The organism is Pseudomonas sp. ArH3a (assembly GCF_022648765.1).
Classification (GTDB): domain Bacteria; phylum Pseudomonadota; class Gammaproteobacteria; order Pseudomonadales; family Pseudomonadaceae; genus Aquipseudomonas.
This window is the reverse complement of record NZ_CP080330.1, coordinates 5,146,577-5,168,253: the sequence shown is the minus strand read 5'-3', so window position 1 is coordinate 5,168,253 and position 21,677 is coordinate 5,146,577. Positions and strand designations below refer to the sequence as shown.

Here is a 21,677-nt window from a genome sequence, read left to right as displayed (position 1 = left end):
TTAATGACCATCTTAGTAACCGGCGGTGCTGGCTTTATCGGTTCGAACTTTGTATTGGATTGGGTCGCCCAGACGGACGAGCCGGTCATCAATTTGGATAAGCTGACGTATGCTGGCAACGTTGAAAACCTCAGCTCGCTCGAGGGTGATAAGCGCCACGTGTTCGTGCAAGGCGATATTGCCGACACCCAGTTGGTCGAGCGTTTGCTTGCAGAGCACACACCACGCGCCATCCTGAACTTCGCTGCCGAGTCGCACGTTGATCGTTCGATCCACGGCCCGGAAGATTTTATCGAGACCAACGTTGTCGGTACCTTTCGCTTGTTGGAGGCTGTGCGCGCTTACTGGAAAAAACTACCTGGCGAAGCGCAACAGACTTTCCGTTTTCTGCATGTGTCGACTGACGAAGTCTACGGCTCTCTGGCCAAGGATGATCCTGCGTTCACCGAGCATCACCAGTACGAACCCAATAGCCCTTACTCGGCGAGCAAAGCAGCGAGTGACCATTTGGTGAGGGCCTATCACCATACGTATGGCCTGCCGGTACTGACTACCAATTGCTCGAACAACTACGGTCCGTATCACTTCCCGGAAAAGCTGATTCCGTTGATGATCGTCAACGCATTGGCAGGCAAGGCGTTGCCTGTGTATGGCGATGGCCAGCAGATCCGCGACTGGCTCTACGTTAAAGACCATTGCAGTGCTATTCGCCGTGTCCTGGAGGTGGGTACCGTCGCAGAGGTCTACAATGTCGGTGGTTGGAACGAGAAGCCCAATTTGGATATCGTCCACACTGTTTGCGCCTTGCTCGATGAGCTGCGTCCGCGCTTAGACGGTAAACCCTACAGCGAACAAATCGCCTATGTGACGGATCGCCCGGGGCATGACCGCCGCTACGCCATCGACGCTCGAAAGCTTGAGCGCGAACTGGGTTGGAAGCCGACAGAAACGTTCGAAACCGGTATCCGCAAAACGGTCACTTGGTACCTGGAAAACCAGGAGTGGGTCAGCAACATACAATCCGGATCTTATCGCGAATGGGTAGAGAAAAATTACACCGAGCGCACGGTATGAGGATCCTTCTACTGGGTAAAAATGGTCAGGTGGGATGGGAGCTTCAGCGAAGTCTGGCGCCTTTGGGGCAAGTACTTGCGTTGGACTCCAGAAACCAGGATTACTGCGGTGACCTTAACGACCTCCAAGGGCTGGCTACGACTGTGCAGCGCTTTGCGCCAGACATTATTGTCAACGCTGCCGCCTACACTGCGGTAGACAAGGCCGAAAGCGAGCCGGACCAAGCACTGCGTGTGAACGCAGAGGCGCCGGCGGTGTTGGCCGCAGAGGCGCTGAAGCTGAATGCTTTGCTGGTGCACTACTCCACTGATTACGTCTTTGCGGGTGATGGCGATACGGCGTGGCAGGAAAGTGACCCGGTCGGTCCCCTCAGCGTTTATGGTTCCACCAAGCTCGCAGGCGAGCAGGCTATCCAGGCGTCCGGTTGCGCGCACCTGATCTTTCGTACCAGTTGGGTGTATGCCGCCAAAGGTAATAATTTCGCCAAGACCATGCTTCGCCTGGCACAGGAGCGAGACAGCCTGAATGTTATTGACGATCAGTTTGGTACGCCCACCGGCGCCGACCTGCTCGCCGATGTGACCGCACACGCTATTCGGGCGATGCGCCAGCAGCCGCAGCTGGAGGGTATCTACCACCTTGCGGCAGCGGGTGAAACCACCTGGTATCGCTATACGTGTTTCGTGCTGGAGCAGGCGCAGGCGGCTGGAGTGCAACTCAATGTCGCTCCAGCTTCCGTGGGGGCGATCGCGACCGCGGCATACCCCACACCTGCCAAGCGGCCCAGTAACTCCCGACTCAACACCCAAAAACTGCAGAATGCCTTTTCATTGCGCTTGCCTGAATGGCAAGCAGGTGTGGCACGGATGCTCATAGAAACACTAGAGAAATGAACATGCTTAAACGTAAAGGAATTATTCTGGCTGGCGGCTCAGGCACGCGTCTGCACCCTGCAACTTTGGCTATCTCCAAGCAATTGCTGCCGGTCTATGACAAACCGATGATCTACTACCCGCTGACCACGCTGATGCTGGCCGGGATCCGTGACATCCTGATCATCTCGACGCCGCAGGATACGCCGCGTTTTGAGCAATTGTTGGGCGATGGCAGCAATTGGGGGTTGAATATCTCTTATGCGGTGCAGGCCTCTCCAGATGGCTTGGCCCAGGCATTCATCATTGGTGAAGACTTTATCGGTAACGATCTGTCGGCACTGGTGCTGGGTGACAATATCTACCACGGCCATCATTTCAATGAGCTGCTCAAAAGCGCGATGCAACGCCAGGATGGTGCCAGCGTCTTTGCTTATCATGTGAATGACCCAGAGCGTTACGGCGTCGTTGAGTTTGATGCCCAAGGCAAGGCAATCAGCCTGGAAGAGAAGCCGCTTCAGCCCAAGTCGAACTACGCGGTAACGGGGCTCTACTTCTATGACCAGGACGTGGTCGAGATTGCCAAGAGCATCAAGCCTTCGCCACGCGGCGAGCTGGAAATCACCGATCTCAACCGTATTTATATGGAGCGCGGCAAGCTTTCTGTAGAAATCATGGGGCGCGGTTATGCTTGGCTGGATACGGGTACGCATGAGTCTCTGCTTGAGGCCAGTCATTTCATTGCTACACTTGAGCATCGTCAGGGGCTTAAAGTTGCCTGCCCTGAGGAGATAGCGTTTCGACAGAAGTGGATTGATGCTGAGCAGTTAGAGAGATTAGCGGCGCCTCTTTCTAAAAATGGATATGGTCAATATTTAAAGCGCCTCTTGCATGAGAAGATTTATTGATGAAAGCCACACCTTTAGAGATAGCTGAAGTTGTACTGCTCGAGCCCAAGGTGTTTGGAGATGAGCGTGGTTACTTTTATGAAAGCTTTAATCGGCGTGGTTTTGAAAGTGCCATAGGTCGTTCGGTTCAATTTGTTCAGGATAACCATTCATGCTCGGCTAAAGGTGTTCTGCGTGGTTTGCACTACCAGATCAAGCAAACACAAGGGAAACTTGTGCGGGTTGTGCGTGGTGAAGTATTTGATGTCGCAGTTGATATTCGTCATAGCTCCAAGACCTTTGGGAAATGGGTGGGTGTTTATCTTTCGGCAGAAAACAAGAAGCAACTGTGGGTGCCTGAAGGGTTCGCTCATGGATTTGTTGTGCTGTCGGAAACGGCAGAATTTCTGTATAAAACTACTGATTACTATGCGTCTGAACATGAGCGAAGCATTCGTTGGGATGATCCGGAAATCGGCATAAAGTGGCCATTCTATGGGGAAGTCACTTTGGCTTCGAAAGACCGTACGGCACCTCTGCTAAAAAATGCTGAGTTGTTTGATTAGCCCTAGCAAAAAAAGACCTTAGGCCGATTAATGTTTTTTAATCGGCCAGCGGTTGAATTAAATTCGGCGTCATCACCCCAAACACTCGTTTACCTGCGGCATGATTTTTATAAGCAGTTGAGTCCTGCTGTTTGCTTTAGGTTTATCTCCCCCCCCCGTCCTCAAGAATACCTATATCCAATCATCAGAATACCTTTTGCGTCTCGATGCGTCGAAATATAGGCGTTTCTATAGGGCGTGTGTCAAATTTTAGAGGCCCAGGCATAACCCATGAAGTGAGTCTTGGGTGTATGAGGCTGTAGCATCGTAACCGCTCCATGAGCTCCACATTCCAAGCCGAAATTTGATGTTCGATGCTGTGCTCCCGATCTCTTTCTGGAGCCAGCCCCTCATGATGCGACCCGACGCTAAAGTCGAAAAAGTCTATCTCTGCCCCAAACCCGTGGACTTTCGAAAATCCATTGACGGCTTGGTCGCTCTGGTTGAGTTGGATATTAAAGTCGCGGTATTCGATCCCGTGCTTTTCGTTTTCCTGAATCGCCCACGTAATCGTGTGAAAATCCTCTATTAAGAGCGCAACGGCTTTTGCCTTTGGCTCAAACGCCTCGAATCCGAACGGTTCAAAACATCGCCCGATAAAAGTGACTAAGCCATTGTGTTGAGCGTTCAAGAGCTGAACTGGCTGCTCGACGGCAATCATCCGCATCAGGTTTTAACGCCTCGCTTCGTGGCCTGAGCCGGTATAATCCTGGGCATGATTTCCCGGCCCGATGACCTCCCAGATGATCCTGCTTTGCTCAAGGAGTTGCTGCTTGAGGCGCTGGCTCGTCAGGCAAAAACAGCCGAAGTGTTGCAAGCGCATGAGGGCCATATCGTCTACCTGAAAGAGCAGATCGAGCTGCTGCGTGGCAGTTTGTTCGGGCGCAAATCCGAACAAACTGCCGAATCCAACACCCCGCAACTAGCCCTGTTCAACCAGCCGGAAAGCGACCAGATGTTGGCGGTCGAGCACGCGGAAGAAGAAGTGGTGGCGCCCACTGCGCGCCGTGGCAAGCGCAAGCCGTTGTCGGCAGACCTGCCGCATATCGAAGTCATTCATGAGCTGCCCGAGCACGAACTGACCTGCGCCTGCGGTTGCCGCAAACATGCCGTCGGCGAAGAAACTAGCGAGCAGTTGGACATCGTGCCGATGCAGATCTTGGTCATTAAGCACATTCGCAAAGTCTACGGTTGCCGTGACTGTGAAACCGCCCCGGTCCCCGCCGACAAACTCGCGCAGTTGATCGAAAAGAGCATCGCTAGCCCCAGCGTATTGGCGATGCTGCTGACCATCAAGTATGTCGATGGCTTGCCGTTGCATCGCTTTGAAACAGTACTTTGCCGACACGGTATCGACATGCCGCGTCAGACCCTGGCGCGTTGAGTGATCCAGTGCAGTGAACACTTCCAGCTGTTGCTGAACCCGATGCGCGACCGGTTACTGGAAAACCCAGTGATTCAGTGCGATGAAACGCGGGCGCAGGTGCTGAAAGAACCGGATCGCGACTCGACCAGCCAATCCTGGATGCGAGTACAGGCCAGTGGGCCGCCGGACAGAAAAGTTGTGTTGTTCGACTACACCTCCAGCCGTGCGCAGGAATTACCGTTGTGCCTGCTGGACAGTTATCGCGGCTACGTGATGGCCGAGGATTACGCGGGTTATAACACTTTGGCGTTGCAATCGGGCGTGGAGCGACTGGCGTGCATGGCGCATGTGCGCATGCAAGTTTGTTGATGCGCAAAAAGTCCAGCCCAAGGGTAAGATAGGGCGTGCAGATATCGCCCTGAACTTGATCAACAAGTTGTATGACATTAATCGTGAACTCAAGGACGCCAGTGATGAACAACGCTTTATCGGGCGTCAGGAAAAAAGCCTACCAATCCTGACCCAGTTGAAAAGCTGGCTGGAGAAAACCCAGCCACAGGTCACGGCGCAAAGCGCTCTGGGTAAAGCGGTACATTATCTGGCGAACAACTGGAGTCGGCTGGAACGTTACGTGGAGGTCGGTTTTTTACCGGTCGACAACAACGCCGCCGAACGAGCGATCAAGCCATTTGTCATCGGCCGCAAGGCTTGGCTGTTCAGCGATACGCTCAAGGGCGCCACGGCCAGTGCGCAGATCTATAGCCTGGTCAAAACCGCCAAGATCAACGGCCAGGAGCCCTATACGTGGCTGCGCCACGTACTGGAACGGTTGCAGCATGCCTCTCGGTCGAAGACTATGAAGCCTTACTGCTGTGGAACTGCTCGCCAGAGATGCCACGGTAAGCCGTTGCTCCGTCTTGCGGTAGGTGGGGTTCATGGATCGTATACGTAGCATCTAGAGTTCAAGATGGTATGATTGGAAGCGAGTCGTAACTCAATAATTTGTGTCTCAAGTGAAATGAGCTAAAAATCGGATGGGTTTATTATGCTAGGGAGAAGAGTGTCGATTGTTGCGCCTTTTTATAATGAGGCTGACAACGTAATGCTGTTCTACAATGCTGTCAAGGAAGTGATTGATAGTATTAAGTCGGTAACATTTGAACTGATTTGCGTTGATGATGGAAGCAGGGATGATACCCTAATTAGATTGATTGAGCTTTCCAATCAAGATGCTCGTGTACATGTTATCGAGCTGTCTAGAAATTTTGGGAAAGAGGCAGCACTGACGGCCGGGATTAGCGAAGCAATAGGTGATGCAGTAATTCCAATTGATGCTGATTTACAAGACCCTCCTGAGTTAATCGAGGCAATGATTAAGGAGTGGCAGTCAGGTTTTGAAGTTGTTTTGGCGAGGCGCGTTGATCGGAGCTCCGATACGTTCTTAAAACGAAAGACTGCTGAAATGTTCTACAGCTTTCACAACAAGCTGTCGAATGTTAAAATTCCAGAGAATGTCGGCGACTTCAGGTTGATGGACAGGGTTGTCGTTGATGCTGTTTTGCAGCTTTCGGAGCAGCAGCGGTTTATGAAAGGTTTGTTTGCCTGGGTAGGATATAAAACCACAACAATTGACTATGTAAGGAGCTCGCGCGCTGCGGGAGATACAAAGTTTTCAGGGTGGAAGTTATGGAATTTTGCACTTGAGGGTATAACAAGTTTTACATCCGTCCCGTTAAAACTATGGACCTATATTGGGAGCGCGGGGGCGCTAGGTTCGTTATTGTATACTGTGTTCATTGTCGTTAGAACACTGGTGCATGGGGTTGATATTCCCGGTTATGCTTCTCTCTTAGTAGCTGTTCTGTTTATGGGCAGTCTGCAGTTAATTAGTATTGGTGTCTTGGGTGAATATGTCGGGCGGGTATACGCAGAATCCAAACATCGGCCCATCTACTTCATTAGAAAAAAATATAGAAAATAATCTGGTTGGATAGCATGACGCTATCCAAGTTACACAACAACATTTTGGGGCGAAACGTAAATGATTAAGGGTGATGAGTTGGGGCAAGCTCAGAAGGGAGGGGCGACAGACGAAGATAAAAATACTCCGATACCCCTAGCAAAACTATTGCTATTGGTTTCCATTATCGTCGTCTTAGGTATTGCTGCGTCCTTTGCTAAGGCACCGTTTGCATTCGGTGCTGCCGGAGACCATGCGTTATTTCACGCGTTTGGGCACTGGATTGCAAATGGTGATGTCTTTATCAGGGATTTTATCCATTTCCGAACGCCTGGCCCCTATTACTATTATGCATTGGTGCAGAGTGTGTTGGGGCAAACTTACTATGCTACAAGCTTCGCTCTTCTATTTGAAGCGCATGTAGGGCAAGCGGTGGCTAGTTTTTTTCTTGCGCTTGCCGCATCTAGAGTTTTTTGGGGGCGCGCATCATTGCTGCTGGCGTTTGTCGTAGGGCTATTGGTCGTCGCCTTACCACCTATTTATCAATTCAGAACTGCCATCCCCGCATTAGCGCTTGCACTCTATCTATTTTCTTTATTCAAGAGTGATAAGGATCATTTCGATAAGCCCGCAGCGCTTTTTGGTACAGGTTGTTTATTGGGGCTGAGCTATTGGTTTGGGCAGGAAGTTTTTGTCTTTCTGGCTCTGTCAATTGGAGTTGCAGAACTTTCCGTCTATGAGCGTAAGAAGACAAAGTCCGTCGCAGTGCGTGCACTGTTTCTGGTAGTTGGGGTGGCGATAGTCATCGTACCGGGTCTCTTATACTTTGCTAGCGTTGGCGTAAATCTGAAGGAATATTTTTATATAACGTTCTATTATGCTTTTTTTGTTCAGCCTAAAGGCATGGATATACCTTTTCCTACGCTGAGTATTCAGAATTCTATTTTTTATGTTTGGCTCGCTGTATATGTACTCGGAGCATCGCTATTTGCGTTGAGAGGAAAGTTGTTCACTCCCGCAGGTATCGTATTTTTTAGCTATATTGGGCTAAGATTGATATCGATGTTGGGTCGCGCAGACACGCTACATCTTCTATTTGCGATTTCTGAACTATTCATCTTGTTGCCTGTTGGTGTGCTGCTTTATTGGCAGAAACGAAAAGAAGTGCAGCGCTATCATTCGGCAATTATCGTGCTAGTGATGCTGTCTGTAATAATCGCCTTTGGCGTGAATGGTAAGTCCAGTGCACTGCTGCTAATACCTTTTGTGTTGTTGGCTATTGGCGTCTTTCAAAACAGAAAAGAAGTGCTCTTACTGGAATCCCATCTGAAGTATCCTGCTACTGGTTATTCAGGTTATATGGGGATGGCGAGTGTGCTAGGCGGCGCATTGGTCGTAATATTTACCTACCCATTCTCGTTTGACTCTCCGAATACGACGCTTCATGCGTTTAAGCAATTGCCGCAAAATAAGGTGCTTGGAGTTCAGGTCCCCATTGAGCGGAGAAACGAACTTGAGGCGGTTAGGGATATAATTCAACAGCGTAAAGCTTCTAGCATATTTAGCTATCCTGTGCGTGCTGAGTTTTATAGCTTTGCCTCGAAGCATGGGACCCGGTACGTTGAGTTTGCCCCTCAGACGACTGAAAGTGATGTAGAAGCTGCTATACGCGATCTCAAAAAGAACAAGCCAGAAATTGTGATCAAAGACCTTGATCAAGCTGCTTCACTTTCACCTATTTTGCATAAGCTCTCAGACTATATAAGCTCCGCTTACATACCAATCACTATACTTGAGATAAACAGTAAAATTGAGATACTGGTTCCGCGAGATATGCCGCAATCGGTCTCTCGGTTTTTTGACAGTGCGTACACCTATAACTTAGACCGAACACAAGTGACGGCTGGACTTCGTAGTTATGGGGGGGGACGTTCAGTACTCGTTCTCGCCGTCAATCGTGGAGTGGGGAGTTTTGTATTTAACCCTCCGTCTGCGGAGTATGTTGAGATCAAGGTTTATCCGGAGCCAGGAGCAGCAACAATAGGCCTGGTAGAAGTGATTCGCGGAGAAGCGGTGACTCGCAGGGTAGTCAGTGTGTTGGATGGGATAGTCCAAGTACCCGTGCCTTTAGGGACCGGGGAGGTGCGGGTGGAGCTGCAGAGTGCTGAGCCCGGAAAAGCTGTCTTGTGGGAGGACCCCAAGCTCGTGGGGGCGTCATTAAATGAATAAGCGATGGGCCTATCTTTTTGAGCTGTTCGTTAAGTTCGCGAGCGCAGGGCTGGTGGGCACCTGTGCCCATTATTCGCTACTTATACTGCTTGTGCAGGGTTTTTCTTTTAGCCCGGTGACTGCTTCGCTGGTAGGTGCAATAGTAGGGGCTTCAATTAACTATTGCCTGTCCTATTGGTTTGTTTTCAAAAGTGTTCGTAGGCATCGAGAGACGCTGTTGAAGTTTGCAATTATTGCAAGCGGTGCAGTCGTATTTAATACTTTGTTGATGTATGTATTGGTTAAGGCGGTAGGGCTACCTTATGTCTTTGCTCAGATACTCACAACGCTGACTACGTTAATTTACGGGTTTGTTGCAAACACGATTTGGACATTCGGGCACAAGGCGAAGTAAGGGTTTATTTATTGGTGCGCCGACGAATGTTGGCGCACTTTTTATATGAGGCGGGTTATTGTAGCTCGCAGCGTTAGAGGTTTGAACCTTTAACCCATAGTAACGTTTGAGCAATCGCTTCATTGAAAGGGGTATGGGGTGACCATCCCAAGTGGGTATGAGCTCTTGTAATATCCAATATGCTTATAGGTACATCCATGTTGCGACTTGGTAAGTAGTTGACGGAAATTGACTTTCCGAGGCTTGACTCAAGTGTGGATATGATCTGATTAATGCTTAATCCAACGCCTGAACCGATGTTAAAGATTTTCTGTTCCCCGGAGTGTGCTATAGCAAGATCAATCGCGTTGATCACATCATCTATAAATATATAGTCACGCACAACTGATCCATCTCCCCATACATCTATTGGCTCGTTATGAATCGCATGTTGCAAAAATGCGGCGATCGCCCCTTGATTTTTCTTATTTGTTTGATAAGGGCCGAATGGGTTTGCTACACGCAAAACGCAATAATCCAATTTATATAGGTGGTGATAAAGAGAAAGATACTTTTCGATCGTAAGTTTGCTTACTCCGTACGCGGTTATGGGGTTGTTTTCAGCGGTTTCTGGGGTGGGAATTATAGACGGAGCACCATACACCGTACCGCCAGAAGATATGAATATTATTTTCTTTACGCCAGAGTTAACGCATGCATCCAGCAGGTTTAATGTTGATACGACATTTGCCTTTAGGTCTGCAACTCTATTGATGTTTGCGCTCGCGGGCGTCGTTGCGTTGACTAAGTGTATTACTGTGTCGCAGTCAGTTATAGCGTTTGCAATTTGGTTGACGTCGGAAAAGTCACCTTCTACCCATTTGCACTTGCTGAACGCAGATGGATACATGGGGTTACGACCAAAAGCTTTTAGGTTTTGGTATTTGTTTCCCAGCTTTTCGCACAGGCGAGAACCTATGAAACCGCTGGCGCCGAAAACTATGCATCGCTGACTAGTGGGCATTGGGAAATCCTATTTCTCAGCTGTCTATTTCAATCAAGGCATTTTTTAGTTTCATCGCTTCTGCATCCCAACTGGAGAGGTTGGCTGTTTTTAACCCTTGCTCTCGGATGGTCGCACTCAATTCGACGTCGGTTAAAATACTGCAAATGGCGGACGCTAAGTCTTCTGGAGTCGCCTTGGTAAGCACCGAGTTTTCGTCATTTAAGAGCCATTCAGTGCAAGGGCTTTTGTTGCTGACGACGGGTACGCCGCATGCCATTAGCTCAAGTGGTAGTAGTGATAAGTTCGTAAAGGAAAGCACAAGTGCCACGTCACATTGGTTGTACAGGTCGGGTAGCTCATTTACGTTTAACGTGCCCGCATTGAGATGCTCAAAGGGTATCTCGTAAGTGGATACGTCCCAGCCGGCAAAGATGACTTTGACGTCGGGCAGCTTCTTAACGACCTCATTGAGGGTGAGAAGTCCTAATTCAAACGCGCGCCTTGGCGTAGGCGGACGCGCATAGAAAAACACCCTTTTAATTTGAGGTTCTCTACGCGTCATCAGGCGATAGTGATCGCGATCAAATGAGAAACTGAGAGCATACGCCTTAGCTTGGTGTTTTTGCTCAAGCTTTTCGGCTAACCAGCCGCCCGCAGTGATGCACGTGAAACCAAATGAGTACGTTGCTTCTGCCATCGCAGACTCTGCGCCCGCAGCATAGAAGTAAGGCTCATAATCCTGTACGAAATAACACTTGTGATGGGTGTTGGAAAAATTTCGGACGTAATACGCCGTTTGCCAAGATGTGGCCATTGTATAATACGCAGCCGGAGCACTTTCTAAGTTGTCGTATATGTCTGCCTTGATAGGAAAGAACCATTCGGTAATTTGGTTCTTTGCTTCCACTAGATCATATTTCGAGTGCGCACCCACAATAATGACTCGGCAGTCATAGCCAAGCTGTTCAAGTTGGTATACAAACCTGAATATATTTAAGTGGCCGCCTGAGCCCCTTCCGTACGGAGGGATGACCCAGTTGATTGTGTTGCTCTTAGCGTTCCCATCTTTATATTTTTCTGTTGTGGGCTTGTACAGAACGAAATCGTAAAAACCTAATACGTCAGTTTTTTGGAAAAGCGAGACCGACGTTTTTTGAATATTATCAGATGTCTTTCTAAGCAGTGAAAGAAAGCCATGTGTTCGATAGTAGGCAGTTGCCTGTTTTAGTTTCTGCTTTAACATTTTGATGCTCATAACCACTCCCTATTGAGCAAAAAGTTTTTTGTCGCGTGAGATTCTATTTCTTATAAACGCAGGGATACGCTCTCCCCTGGCCCCGAGGTAGTGTCCGACAACACGCATAACATTATCCAGTACAGCAAAAATAATGACGCTAGGCGATTTTCTCAGCAGTCCCAAACTGCGTCCATAGGCGATATCACGCTGGCTTAATGCAGCAATTGATTTGCACATGGATGATAAGTTTGGACACAGGATATAGCCAAAGAATCGCTTGAATGCATAGCTTTCATCGAAGCTGCGTTGAAGGCGCTCATAAAGGGTGTAGTCGTGGGAATGATATACCACGCCTTCTTCGGAATACGCTTTGTAGTAACCGGCTTCTATAATTTGCTTGGCCCAAGACTGATCTTCAGCGAAGTCGACGTCAGGGTAGGGTATAAGTGCCCATACCGATCTGCGAATCAGTGCATTATTGTCGGAAAAGAAGTGAAGGAACTGCCGGTAGCCTACGTCAGTTGAGTAGCGTGCCGGATCATCCATGAACACGATGGGCGCAGCTTTGAAGCCACTGAAATGCATCTCCAATTCTCTAGTAGTAAAGAGTGAGGCATGGGGGTAGGCAATGTGGCGACCGAACACGCCGGCAATTTTTTCATCGCTTTCGGCAATGTCAACAAGATGCTGCAGCCATTGGCTCGTTGCTGGTTTTGCATCATGTGTTATAACCGCAATGTACTCACCTGACGATTGAGATATTGCGAAATTCCTGGATCTTCCATGACCGAACTCGTGGGCAGGAATTTCCAGCAATGTCACTTCAGGGTACTGTTTTACAAAGTCGACTGTTCCATCTTTGGAGCCTGAATCGATTACGACTATTTCAAATGGCCAATTAGTCTTCTGCGCGAGCACGGCATGTAATACCTCCTTGAATATAGCTCCAGGATTTTTGGTGGGTATTATCACCGATGCTTTAATAGTGCTCATATGTTGCTCGCTTGAAATGAAACGTTATTCATATGGTTTCTGGTTTTCTTGAAGCTTTTGAATAAGAGAATCTTTAGCTTGTATTTGCTCAGCGGCATTTTCTTTTTCTTTTACGTTGATGAGTTTAAGCTCGTCAATTAATTTTTCGCGATACTGTATTTGTTGTTGGGCATTTTCTTTTTCTTTGCTGAGCAATTCATTGAGATCGTCAATCATTGCTTGGCGATAATTGATCTGCGCGACTGCGTTCTCTTTCTCTGCACCTAGCATCTTTTGAAGGTCTGCCAGTTGTGCTCTGACGATACCCTCTCGATAGCAGGCTTTGCCATGGCCAAGCTTATAGAGGTTATCTATAGATGAAGAAAATTCAGTCGTTTCTTGAGGCGAATGGCTGAATAAACTTCTTAGGAAGGAAAATATTTTATCATGCTTGCCGCTGTCGAGCGTCGATACAGAAGTGGGAGCAGTTAGAATTTCTACTATCTTGCCGACGTCTTGGGAGCACGTTGCAAAATTATTAAACAGAACACCGTTTTCGGGGTCTGAGAAGTATTCTGTTATTTTATGTGAATAGTCGCCCACATAGGAGATATTATTAATACCATAGGAATTGGAGATGATGTTTCCGTGGAGGCTAGAACCAATAAAGCCTTCGCAGCCCGCGATGATAGACACTTTTTGTTCCAGCGTGATATTGCTGTATCTTTGTTGGCTGACGACGATATAGCCTGTGAGTTCGCTTAGTGCATGTAAGAATTCAGTGTCACCCAGGCACCCACCGATCTCAATCAGAACGAAGCGTTTCCCCGTCAACGCTTCCACTTCTTTTAGCGTCTGTGCGACTTCTGAAAGTGTACCGCACACGTCAGCATGGCCTTGAAAGCAGAAGTACCCGGGTTGGTGGTCTGGTAATAACGACAGTGCGTTATTTTTGCACTCGTCTCTGCTTAGGAATATCGGCAAGCAGTGAACGAAGTCAGGCACTATCTGCAGGTCAATAGTGGGTGCTGTGCTTCTTAACAGTTGTGCGCTACGCTCATCTCTGACGCCTACAGAAATGGCACGAGATAAGCTGTTAGCTATAAAAATAGAGAAGTCTTCCTCAATGACGTAGGGCAGACCCACTCCCAGCAGCGCCAGGCGCCGTTGCGATGTGGCGGTAGGCGACAATATATGGCTGAATGTGAGCTGTGGCGAGTGGGTACCGTATATAGGGTACAGTGAATAATCATCGTCGCGGATCAGGTCGCCTCCGCCGATGAGGATAAGATCGAAGCTGCCCTCGCTGTCATCTTTATCTAGCTTGTTGAGCGCGTTATAGGGGACTTGGTCGGAGTAAAGTAATGCTGTCGGTTCGGTAGGGCTATAGGCCTTGAAAACCAATTCTGTGTCGCTCGGCAATAAATGCTTTAGTATCCGAACAGTGACCCAGGGAAAAAGTAAGTCACCAAGATTGTCTAGGTCGAATGTACCAATCTGTGCGATTTTCATCTACTTTAAGTACTCAAGTTGGACTTTTGATTTCAGATCAAATAAACCAATAATCACTTGATCTGAGAGTATTGTCAGTTTTGCCGCCTCATAGCGCCGATCGAGAGGCGTACTGACTCCATCTATGTAGTTAGAGAGGCCGAGTGATAAGGAATATTCTGCCGGAGCAAGGCTGATGACCTGCCGAAATGAAACCTGGATAGAGTTGCCTTTGGACTGTTTGCCAAGAGGATATCCAAGGTAATGTGTATTGCCACTGTACAGTTCTATACCGCGTCTATCTTTAATGTAGAAACCCGCGACAGGGTTCTCAATATCATCGAAGAATTTTATCGTCAGTCTGATCTCAACGGGTTCGTCATTGTGAATACTGCCGTCGAGCAATACCCCTTGCTCGTTGTACACTGCAAATTTTTCGATAATCGCCGATTTGTTGCCGTATCGATATTCCGATTCCTCGTCCGTGCTCGAGCTTACAGGTCCATTCAGTGTGGGGGGGGGGGCGACCGTGCTGGATGGATTTTGTACCTCGTTAACCGGCTCTTCAGGTGCGGCAAGCAACTCATCGTCTTTTGAGTTGATTTTTATGTATTCGTTGACGACGTCTTTTGGGTCGCCAATTTTAATCAAATTGCCTTTGTGAAGGAGGATCGCTTTATCACACAGTAGTTTTACTGAGGTGACATCATGCGAAACGAACAGTAATGTAATTCCCGCTTCTTTAAGTTGCTTGAGTCGTTCAAAGCACTTTTGTTGAAAAAAAACATCCCCGACTGCAAGTGCCTCATCGATAATGAGTATTTCCGGATTACTGTGAATGGCAACAGAAAACGCCAAGCGGATGAACATGCCACTAGAATAAGTTTTGACTTGTTGGTCTATGTATTGTTCGATTTCAGAAAAATCAACGATGGCTGAAAAGCGCTCGTCAATTTCTTTTTTACTCAGGCCCAGTATCGATCCATTTAGGTATATGTTTTCACGGCCAGTGAAATCGGGGTTAAAGCCTGCACCTAATTCCAAAAGCGCTGCGATTCGGCCATTTTTTTGGATGGTGCCAGTGCTTGGCGTCAACGTACCGCAGATCATTTGAAGAAGTGTGGATTTCCCCGACCCATTTCGACCGACAATTCCGACAGAGTCGCCTTTGTTTACGTCAAAACTAACAGGGTTGAGGGCCCAGAAGTCTTTATAAAAAAGATGCTTTTTGTCGCCAAAAACGCGAGAGAATATAAATTGTTTTAGGCGGTCTTCTGGTTTTGCGTAGATATGATAGTTTTTGGATACGCCAATAACTGAAATGGAAGGCATATTTTTATCTACTGTAATATTAGAGGACATCTGCGAAACCCTTCCGTGCTTTTTGGAATAGTGCATATCCCACTACAAACAATATTATGCTAGGCCCAAACGAAATTATATAGGTCTGCCAGTCGATAGTATGGCCTTCAATAAGCACCGCTCTGGTTTGTTCGATTATGTTTGTCAGGGGGTTAAGTCGCAGCCAGGATTGAAAGGCGATAGGTAGGGCGCTGACAGGGTAAAAAATAGGGCTTAAAAACATTAACACGCTGGTCAGTACGGCGATAAGTTGTCCTATGTCTCGCAGGTATACACCCGCGGCAGCAAGGATCCATAGAATGCCGGCAGTTGAGAGCAGCAGGGGGAGGATAATCAAGGGGAACAACAGTGCTGTAACGTGAATGCTCTCGTTGACGAAAAGCTGGGCGGCGAGCAGTACGCAGCAGCTAATCGCTAGCTGGAATAGCGCAGACCCGATGGCAACAAATGGTAGGATTTCGAGGGGGAAAACGATTTTTTTAACATAGTTAACGTTTGATGTGATTATTTGTGGGCCTCGCAATAGGCATTCTGCGAAAAAAGTGTAAATCATCAGGCCTGCAAATAACATGATTGCAAAATCTGCTTTGCTGGTGGGAATAACATTGTTCCAGCGTGACTTGAATACTTCTGAAAAGACAAATGTATAGATGCCCAGCATAAATAAGGGAGTAAAGAATGCCCAGCCGAGCCCGATGAGTGATTCTTTGTATTTAACTTGGATCTCTCGCCTCACCATTCCGTAGATGAGTTGTCGATGGGTTGACAAGGTTTTCACGATCGCAAGCATTACAATTCCTACTTGATTAAAAGCTAAATAATTTGATGTATAGGTTTAATGTGGAAGCTTTAAGACGATTGGCGTCATCATATTTATGTTTTTTCAAAGATTTTTGCATTGTCTACACTAAATTTCATTATTATTCACTTTGTGCAAATCTGTCAAATTGTTTCTTTCGTCTGAATTCATGTGACGGCATTCAAAATCATCAGGCAACGATTGGCCGCCGACTCCTATTTTGATTGATGGAGCTTTATGATTTAGCCTGCTCCGCACTGTGTTTGTATAGACCTGCTGCAGGGGGGTCGAGGGTTAGAGGTTGGCAGTGACCATAGTTTCAAAGTCCGTGTTGTTGTTCGGGTTTTTTGCAACTTATATTTGTCAATTCGACAGTTTACGGCGCTTGATTGATCCTAAGTGTGTATTCCCCCTAGCACTGTTGGGGCGATGGGCTAACGCTAAACTCGGATTGGGTGCTGGGCATTCATTTTTTGCATTTTCTTAGGCATCACGTTCCATGCTGCGCTTTTCATAACCAGTGGACCGGGTTTTCACTTCGGACATAGCCAATTGTTTAAAGTTTCGTGTCTGATATAGGTCGAGAGCAAGGATTGGCGGCTTGCCGTGGGGGATTTAGCAGTGGCCACGCTTTCTGAGGGGAGTGTAATGTTTACGAAAATGCTTTCTTTAGCCTGTTTAGGTTCTAATCGGCGCGCCCATGAAAAATCCGACACTTTTCTCTTAAGTCCATAGAGACCTCCCATCTCCCTACAACGCTTTAGCCAATTTCCCAGGCCGCAACACCAACCACAACGCCCCCGCAATCAACACCCCGCCATACACATGCGCCATCGACAACGGCTCATCCAACAGCAACGCCCCCCACAGCACCCCAAACGGCGGAATCATAAACGTCACCGTCATCGACTTAACCGGCCCTATGGACGACAGCAAGCGGAAGTACAGAATGTAGGCAAACGCCGTACACACCAATCCCAATCCCAGCAAAGACGCCCACACCTGCCAGCCACCCCAGCTCGCTGGCGGATGGCTGATGGCGCTATAGGCGAAGAAGGGCAGCAGAAACAAGGTGGCGCCGAGCATGCTGCCCAGCGCCGCGAGTCGGCTGTCCAGCCCGCCGCGTTGATCCAGCCAGCGCCGCGCCAGGAACCCGGCAAAGCCATAGCAGGTGGTCGCCAGCAAGCAGGCCAGCGCGCCCATCAACAGTTGCAGGTCAAACGCCACTGGCCCGGCGCGAGTCAGTACGCCCACGCCGAACAGGCCCAGGCTCACCCCGGCGATTTTCGACGGCGTCAGGCGTTCGCTGAAGAACAGCCCGCCGATCAGCACGCCCATCAGCGGCGTGGTGGCGTTGAAGATGGCCGAGTAGCCCGCCGGCAGTACTTGGGCCGCCACCGAGTACATGGTCGCGGGGATGCCGGAGTTGATCACGCCTAGCAGCAGTACGGTCTTGAATTTGCCCTGGAAGTCCCAGTTCACGCGCATTGCGGTCAGGATCACCAGCAAACCGGCGGCGGCGATCGACACGCGGAAAAACGCCGTCGGTACGCTGCCGATTTCTGGCGCGATGATGCGCATGAACAGGAAGCTTGCGCCCCAGATGGCAGCCAGCCCCAGTAGGTACAGGGTGTCGACAGGTCTCACGGAATACTCCTACATCAATAAGGCGGCGAGTGTTGCGCAGAGGCCTGTTCGACACAATTGCTAATTACAGGACAAACCGCGTCACCATGCCGTTGAGGTCCACGGCCAGGCGCGAGAGTTCCTGGCTGGCCGCTGAGGTCTGGGTGGCGCCGGCGGCGGTTTGGGTGGACAGGTCGCGGATGTTGACCAGGCTGCGGTCGACGTCACGCGCCACCAGTGCCTGTTGCTCGGCGGCACTGGCGATCACCAGGTTGCGCTCGCTGATCTGCGAGATTGCGGCGGTGATTTTCTCCAGGGCGCTGCCCGCGCTGTTGGCGCGTTGCAGGGTTTGGCCGGCATGTTCGGCGCTGCTGTTGAGGGCGTCGACGGTGTCTTGGGTGCCTTGTTGGATGCCGGTGATCATCTGCTCGATTTCTTCGGTGGAGTCCTGAGTGCGTTGCGCCAGCGAACGCACCTCATCGGCCACCACCGCAAACCCACGCCCGGCTTCGCCTGCACGCGCAGCTTCGATGGCGGCGTTGAGGGCCAACAGGTTGGTTTGCCCGGCGATGCCGCGGATCACTTCCAGTACCTTGCTGATGTCCTGGGCCTGCACCGCCAGGCCTTCGGCTTTGTTCGAGGCGCCGAGCACTTCGTCCACCAGGTTCTGGATCGAACTGATGGTTTCGCTGATCTGATAGTGGCCGTGCTTGCTGTCTTCGTCGGATGCCTTGGACGCCTCGGCGCTGGACACCGCATTGCCTGCCACTTCGTCCACCGCTGCGCTCATTTCGGTCACGGCAGTCGCGGCTTGTTCGATTTCATCGTTCTGCGCTTGCAGGCCACGGGTGCTCTGTTCCATCACCGAGCTCATCTCTTCGGTGGCGCAGGCCAGTTGCTGCGCTGACTCGCTGATGCCGCGGACTGTGGTCTGCAGTTGCGCTTGCATGGTGGCCAGGGCGCTGAGCAATTGCGCCGCTTCGTCGCTGCCGTGCACCTTGATCGGTTGGCTCAAGTCGCCACCGGCGATGGTGCGCGCTACGGCCAGGGCCTGGCTGATGGGGGTTGTGATGCTGCGGGTCAGCAGCCAGGCCAGTAGTAAGGTGGCGATCAACGCGCAAGCGATGATCAGGCCGACCACCCATTGCGCGCGGGAATACATCTGTGCGGCTGAGCTGGCTGCGTCTTCCACGCCTTTTTGATTGAAGGTGATCATGTCCTCCAAGCGCTTGTTGAGGACGCTACCTTGTGGCGCAAGGCGGCTGGTGAGCAGGTCGATGGCGTCTTGCTGCTGATCCTTGTCCACCAGGGCAACCATCTGGCCAACGATCGTGAGGTAGGTGGCTACGTCGCCTTTGAGCTTTTTCAGCAGGTCGGCTTCTGCCTCGCCACTGGTCAGGCCTTCGTGATGGGTCAGCAGCGTTTGCAGCTCGTTGCTCTGGCGGCTGATCAGGTTTTTGCTGTTGTCGCGAATACGCGACTCGTCGGTGCTCGCCAGGCGCAAGGCTTCCAGGCGAATACTGGCCACAGAGGCTGCGGCGTCGTGGATATTCTCGATGCTCGGCATCCACGATTCCTCGATAACCAGCGCGCTTTCGCGCAACTTGGCCATCTGCCCCAGGCCAAACAATCCGACAACGACCAACATACTGGCCAAAACCGAAAAACTCAGACTGGCACGCAGTCCGATCGGCATATTCCTCAATGACATCTCAATGCTCCTTAGGCGATTAGAACCTGTTCCCGGATCGGTCTTCAGACCTTGTTAGGATGGGAGGGGGCGCGCTGTATATCAAAGTGCCACTAAGGTGGTAATCAGGGTTTCCCCTACGCTGTATCAATTCGGTTGCACATGTTGTGAAAGGTCGGTTTCGCAGGTTTTTTCGGCGTAAAGCGCCAGGCCACGCGGTTGCAGGCCTGTAAGTGATGGCAGTGCGACGTGTTGCTGTGTTTATTGACCGTACGGTCGAATTATGGAATCTGAAAATAAATCTGCGATGTGTACACACTTGTACAAAGTGACCCGAAAAATCCTCCTTCTCCTGCCCCCGTTCACTGGCTAAGCTCAGGGCTTCCAGATGCCCGCTAGAGGTTTCCCGCATGTCGCAATCCGCCCTCGCTATCGCCCGTATGATCCTCGACGGCTTCGACGATTACCGTGAGCACTTCCGCCAGATCACCGACGGCGCCCGTGAACGGTTCGAAAAGGCCCAGTGGCAGCAGGGGCAGGCGGCTTCGGCGGCGCGCATCAACTTGTATGAGGAAAAAGTCGCTGAAGTGACGGCGCGCCTCCAGGCCAGCTTCGATGAGGCTGCGTTGCTGGAGATCGACATGTGGCCGGTGGTCAAGAGCGCCTATATAAGCCTGATTGACCTGCGCTTCGACGATGAACTCTCCGAGACTTGGTACAACTCGATCTTCTGCGGCCTGTTCAGCCATGACTTGATCAGCGACGGCTGCATGTTCATCCACACCACCCGGCCGAGCCTGCGCCGCGCGCGGGCGGCGCAAACCCGCACCTATAAACCAGCCGGCGACCTCGCAGCGATGCTGGCGCAGGTCTTCGCCGATTACGCGTTCAGCGAGCCCTACGCCGACCTGGCGGCCGACCTGCGCCGCCTCGAAACCCAACTGCGCGAGAACCTGCCCGACTGGGTGTGCAAAGACCCGGACCTCAACGTCGAGCTGTTTTCCTCGGTGCTCTACCGCAATAAAGGTGCCTATCTGGTAGGGCGCATCTACACCCGCGACGAACAATGGCCCTTGGTGATTCCGCTGCTGCACCGTGAAGGGCGCGGCATCCAGATCGATGCGCTGATCACTGACGAAGCCGATGTGTCGATCATCTTCTCGTTCACCCGTTCCTATTTCATGGTCGACGTGCCGGTGCCGGCGGAGTTCATTGGCTTTCTCAAGCGCATCCTGCCGGGCAAGCACATCGCTGAGCTCTACACGTCCATCGGCTTCTACAAGCACGGCAAGTCGGAGTTCTACCGCGCGCTGATCAACCACCTGGCGACCACCGATGATCAGTTCATCATGGCGCCCGGCGTACGCGGCATGGTCATGAGCGTGTTCACGCTGCCGGGCTTCAACACGGTGTTCAAGATCATCAAGGACCGTTTTTCGCCGTCGAAAAACGTCAACCGCGCCACGGTGATCGAGAAGTATCGCCTGGTCAAAAGTGTCGACCGCGTAGGGCGCATGGCCGACACCCAGGAGTTCGCCGACTTCCGCTTCCCCTTGAGCAAGTTTGAACCCGAGTGCCTGGCCGAGCTGTTGGAAGTCGCCGCCGGCACCGTCGAAGTGGAAGGCGACACGGTGCTGATCCGCCACTGCTGGACCGAGCGGCGCATGACCCCGCTCAACCTCTACCTCGAGAACGCCAACGACGCTCAGGTGCGCGAAGCCTTGGACGACTACGGCCTGGCCATCAAGCAACTGGCGGCGGCGAATATCTTCCCAGGCGACATGTTGCTGAAGAACTTCGGCGTCACCCGCCACGGCCGCGTGGTGTTCTACGACTATGACGAAATCTGCTTTCTCACCGAGGCCAACTTCCGCCACATCCCCGCACCGCGCACGCCGGAGGATGAAATGGCGTCGGAGCCCTGGTATTCCATCGGCCCGCTGGATGTGTTCCCCGAAGAATTCCCGCCGTTCCTGTTTGCTGACGCCGGCCAGCGCAAGCTGTTCAATGAACTGCATGGCGAGTTGTACAACGCCGACTACTGGAAAGGCCTGCAGGAAGCGATTCGCGCCGGCAAGGTCATCGACGTGTTCCCGTACCGGCGCAAAGACCGCGATAACGAATGAGG

At 50.7% G+C, this 21,677-nt stretch carries 17 protein-coding genes and 1 pseudogene; 10 read left to right on the top strand and 8 right to left on the bottom strand.

Annotated features, from left to right (window positions below; translation table 11 throughout):
* Positions 1-3: 3 nt before the first annotated feature.
* The 9 genes and pseudogenes from rfbB (at position 4) to K0P33_RS23560 (ending at position 9,387) form a co-directional block, all read left to right on the top strand.
* Positions 4-1,074: a dTDP-glucose 4,6-dehydratase gene (gene rfbB / locus K0P33_RS23600; RefSeq protein WP_242151778.1), complete on the top strand. Its 1,071-nt coding sequence runs from the start codon at positions 4-6 to the stop codon at positions 1,072-1,074.
* On the top strand, positions 1,071-1,967 hold the full coding sequence (gene rfbD, locus K0P33_RS23595) for a dTDP-4-dehydrorhamnose reductase (protein ID WP_242151775.1): 897 nt from the start codon (positions 1,071-1,073) through the stop codon (positions 1,965-1,967). The genes rfbB and rfbD overlap by 4 nt, the downstream gene beginning before the upstream one ends.
* A gap of 2 nt (positions 1,968-1,969) precedes the next feature.
* Entirely contained in the window at positions 1,970-2,854 is an 885-nt protein-coding gene (gene rfbA / locus K0P33_RS23590; protein ID WP_242151772.1) for a glucose-1-phosphate thymidylyltransferase RfbA, read from the top strand.
* Positions 2,854-3,399 carry a dTDP-4-dehydrorhamnose 3,5-epimerase gene (gene rfbC / locus K0P33_RS23585; protein WP_242151769.1) on the top strand — a complete coding sequence of 182 codons (546 nt, stop codon included), beginning with the start codon at positions 2,854-2,856 and terminating at the stop codon, positions 3,397-3,399. Before rfbA ends, rfbC begins: the two co-directional genes overlap by 1 nt.
* A gap of 346 nt (positions 3,400-3,745) precedes the next feature.
* Positions 3,746-3,970: an IS66 family insertion sequence element accessory protein TnpB gene (gene tnpB, locus K0P33_RS23580; protein ID WP_347341834.1), complete on the top strand. Its 225-nt coding sequence runs from the start codon at positions 3,746-3,748 to the stop codon at positions 3,968-3,970.
* A 183-nt stretch (positions 3,971-4,153) separates the two neighbouring features.
* A pseudogene (locus K0P33_RS23575) lies at positions 4,154-5,707 on the top strand (IS66 family transposase).
* A 142-nt stretch (positions 5,708-5,849) separates the two neighbouring features.
* Positions 5,850-6,785, top strand: coding sequence for a glycosyltransferase family 2 protein (locus K0P33_RS23570; RefSeq protein WP_242151765.1), 936 nt, complete (start codon positions 5,850-5,852; stop codon positions 6,783-6,785).
* A gap of 60 nt (positions 6,786-6,845) precedes the next feature.
* Positions 6,846-8,993, top strand: coding sequence for a hypothetical protein (locus K0P33_RS23565; RefSeq protein WP_242151762.1), 2,148 nt, complete (start codon positions 6,846-6,848; stop codon positions 8,991-8,993).
* Complete coding sequence (locus K0P33_RS23560) at positions 8,986-9,387, top strand: GtrA family protein (RefSeq protein ID WP_242151759.1); 402 nt, start codon at positions 8,986-8,988, stop codon at positions 9,385-9,387. The genes K0P33_RS23565 and K0P33_RS23560 overlap by 8 nt, the downstream gene beginning before the upstream one ends.
* 73 nt (positions 9,388-9,460) lie before the next feature.
* Here the strand turns inward: K0P33_RS23560 and K0P33_RS23555 are convergent, their stop codons facing one another.
* From K0P33_RS23555 to K0P33_RS23520, 8 genes are all read right to left on the bottom strand, one after another.
* Entirely contained in the window at positions 9,461-10,390 is a 930-nt protein-coding gene (locus tag K0P33_RS23555) for an NAD-dependent epimerase/dehydratase family protein (RefSeq protein WP_242151756.1), read from the bottom strand.
* A gap of 16 nt (positions 10,391-10,406) precedes the next feature.
* Positions 10,407-11,627, bottom strand: a complete 1,221-nt coding sequence (locus tag K0P33_RS23550; protein WP_242151753.1) for a glycosyltransferase family 4 protein — start codon at positions 11,625-11,627, stop codon at positions 10,407-10,409.
* 9 nt (positions 11,628-11,636) lie between these two features.
* Positions 11,637-12,602 (bottom strand): glycosyltransferase family 2 protein, encoded by a 966-nt coding sequence (locus K0P33_RS23545; RefSeq protein WP_242151749.1) that lies wholly within the window; start codon positions 12,600-12,602, stop codon positions 11,637-11,639.
* Positions 12,603-12,626: 24 nt separating this feature from the next.
* Entirely contained in the window at positions 12,627-14,093 is a 1,467-nt protein-coding gene (locus tag K0P33_RS23540) for a polysaccharide pyruvyl transferase family protein (RefSeq protein ID WP_242151747.1), read from the bottom strand.
* Positions 14,094-15,434, bottom strand: a complete 1,341-nt coding sequence (locus tag K0P33_RS23535; RefSeq protein WP_242151743.1) for an ABC transporter ATP-binding protein — start codon at positions 15,432-15,434, stop codon at positions 14,094-14,096. It abuts the gene before it with no gap.
* Positions 15,424-16,224, bottom strand: a complete 801-nt coding sequence (locus K0P33_RS23530) for an ABC transporter permease (protein WP_242151739.1) — start codon at positions 16,222-16,224, stop codon at positions 15,424-15,426. Before K0P33_RS23530 ends, K0P33_RS23535 begins: the two co-directional genes overlap by 11 nt.
* A 759-nt stretch (positions 16,225-16,983) precedes the next feature.
* Positions 16,984-17,880 (bottom strand): DMT family transporter, encoded by an 897-nt coding sequence (locus K0P33_RS23525; RefSeq protein ID WP_242151736.1) that lies wholly within the window; start codon positions 17,878-17,880, stop codon positions 16,984-16,986.
* A gap of 64 nt (positions 17,881-17,944) precedes the next feature.
* Entirely contained in the window at positions 17,945-19,570 is a 1,626-nt protein-coding gene (locus K0P33_RS23520) for a methyl-accepting chemotaxis protein (RefSeq protein WP_242151733.1), read from the bottom strand.
* A 389-nt stretch (positions 19,571-19,959) separates the two neighbouring features.
* Here K0P33_RS23520 and aceK point away from each other — a divergent pair, with 389 nt between their 5' ends.
* A complete protein-coding gene (gene aceK, locus K0P33_RS23515) occupies positions 19,960-21,675 on the top strand; it encodes a bifunctional isocitrate dehydrogenase kinase/phosphatase (RefSeq protein ID WP_242151729.1) in 1,716 nt (571 codons plus the stop codon).
* Positions 21,676-21,677 lie beyond the last annotated feature (2 nt).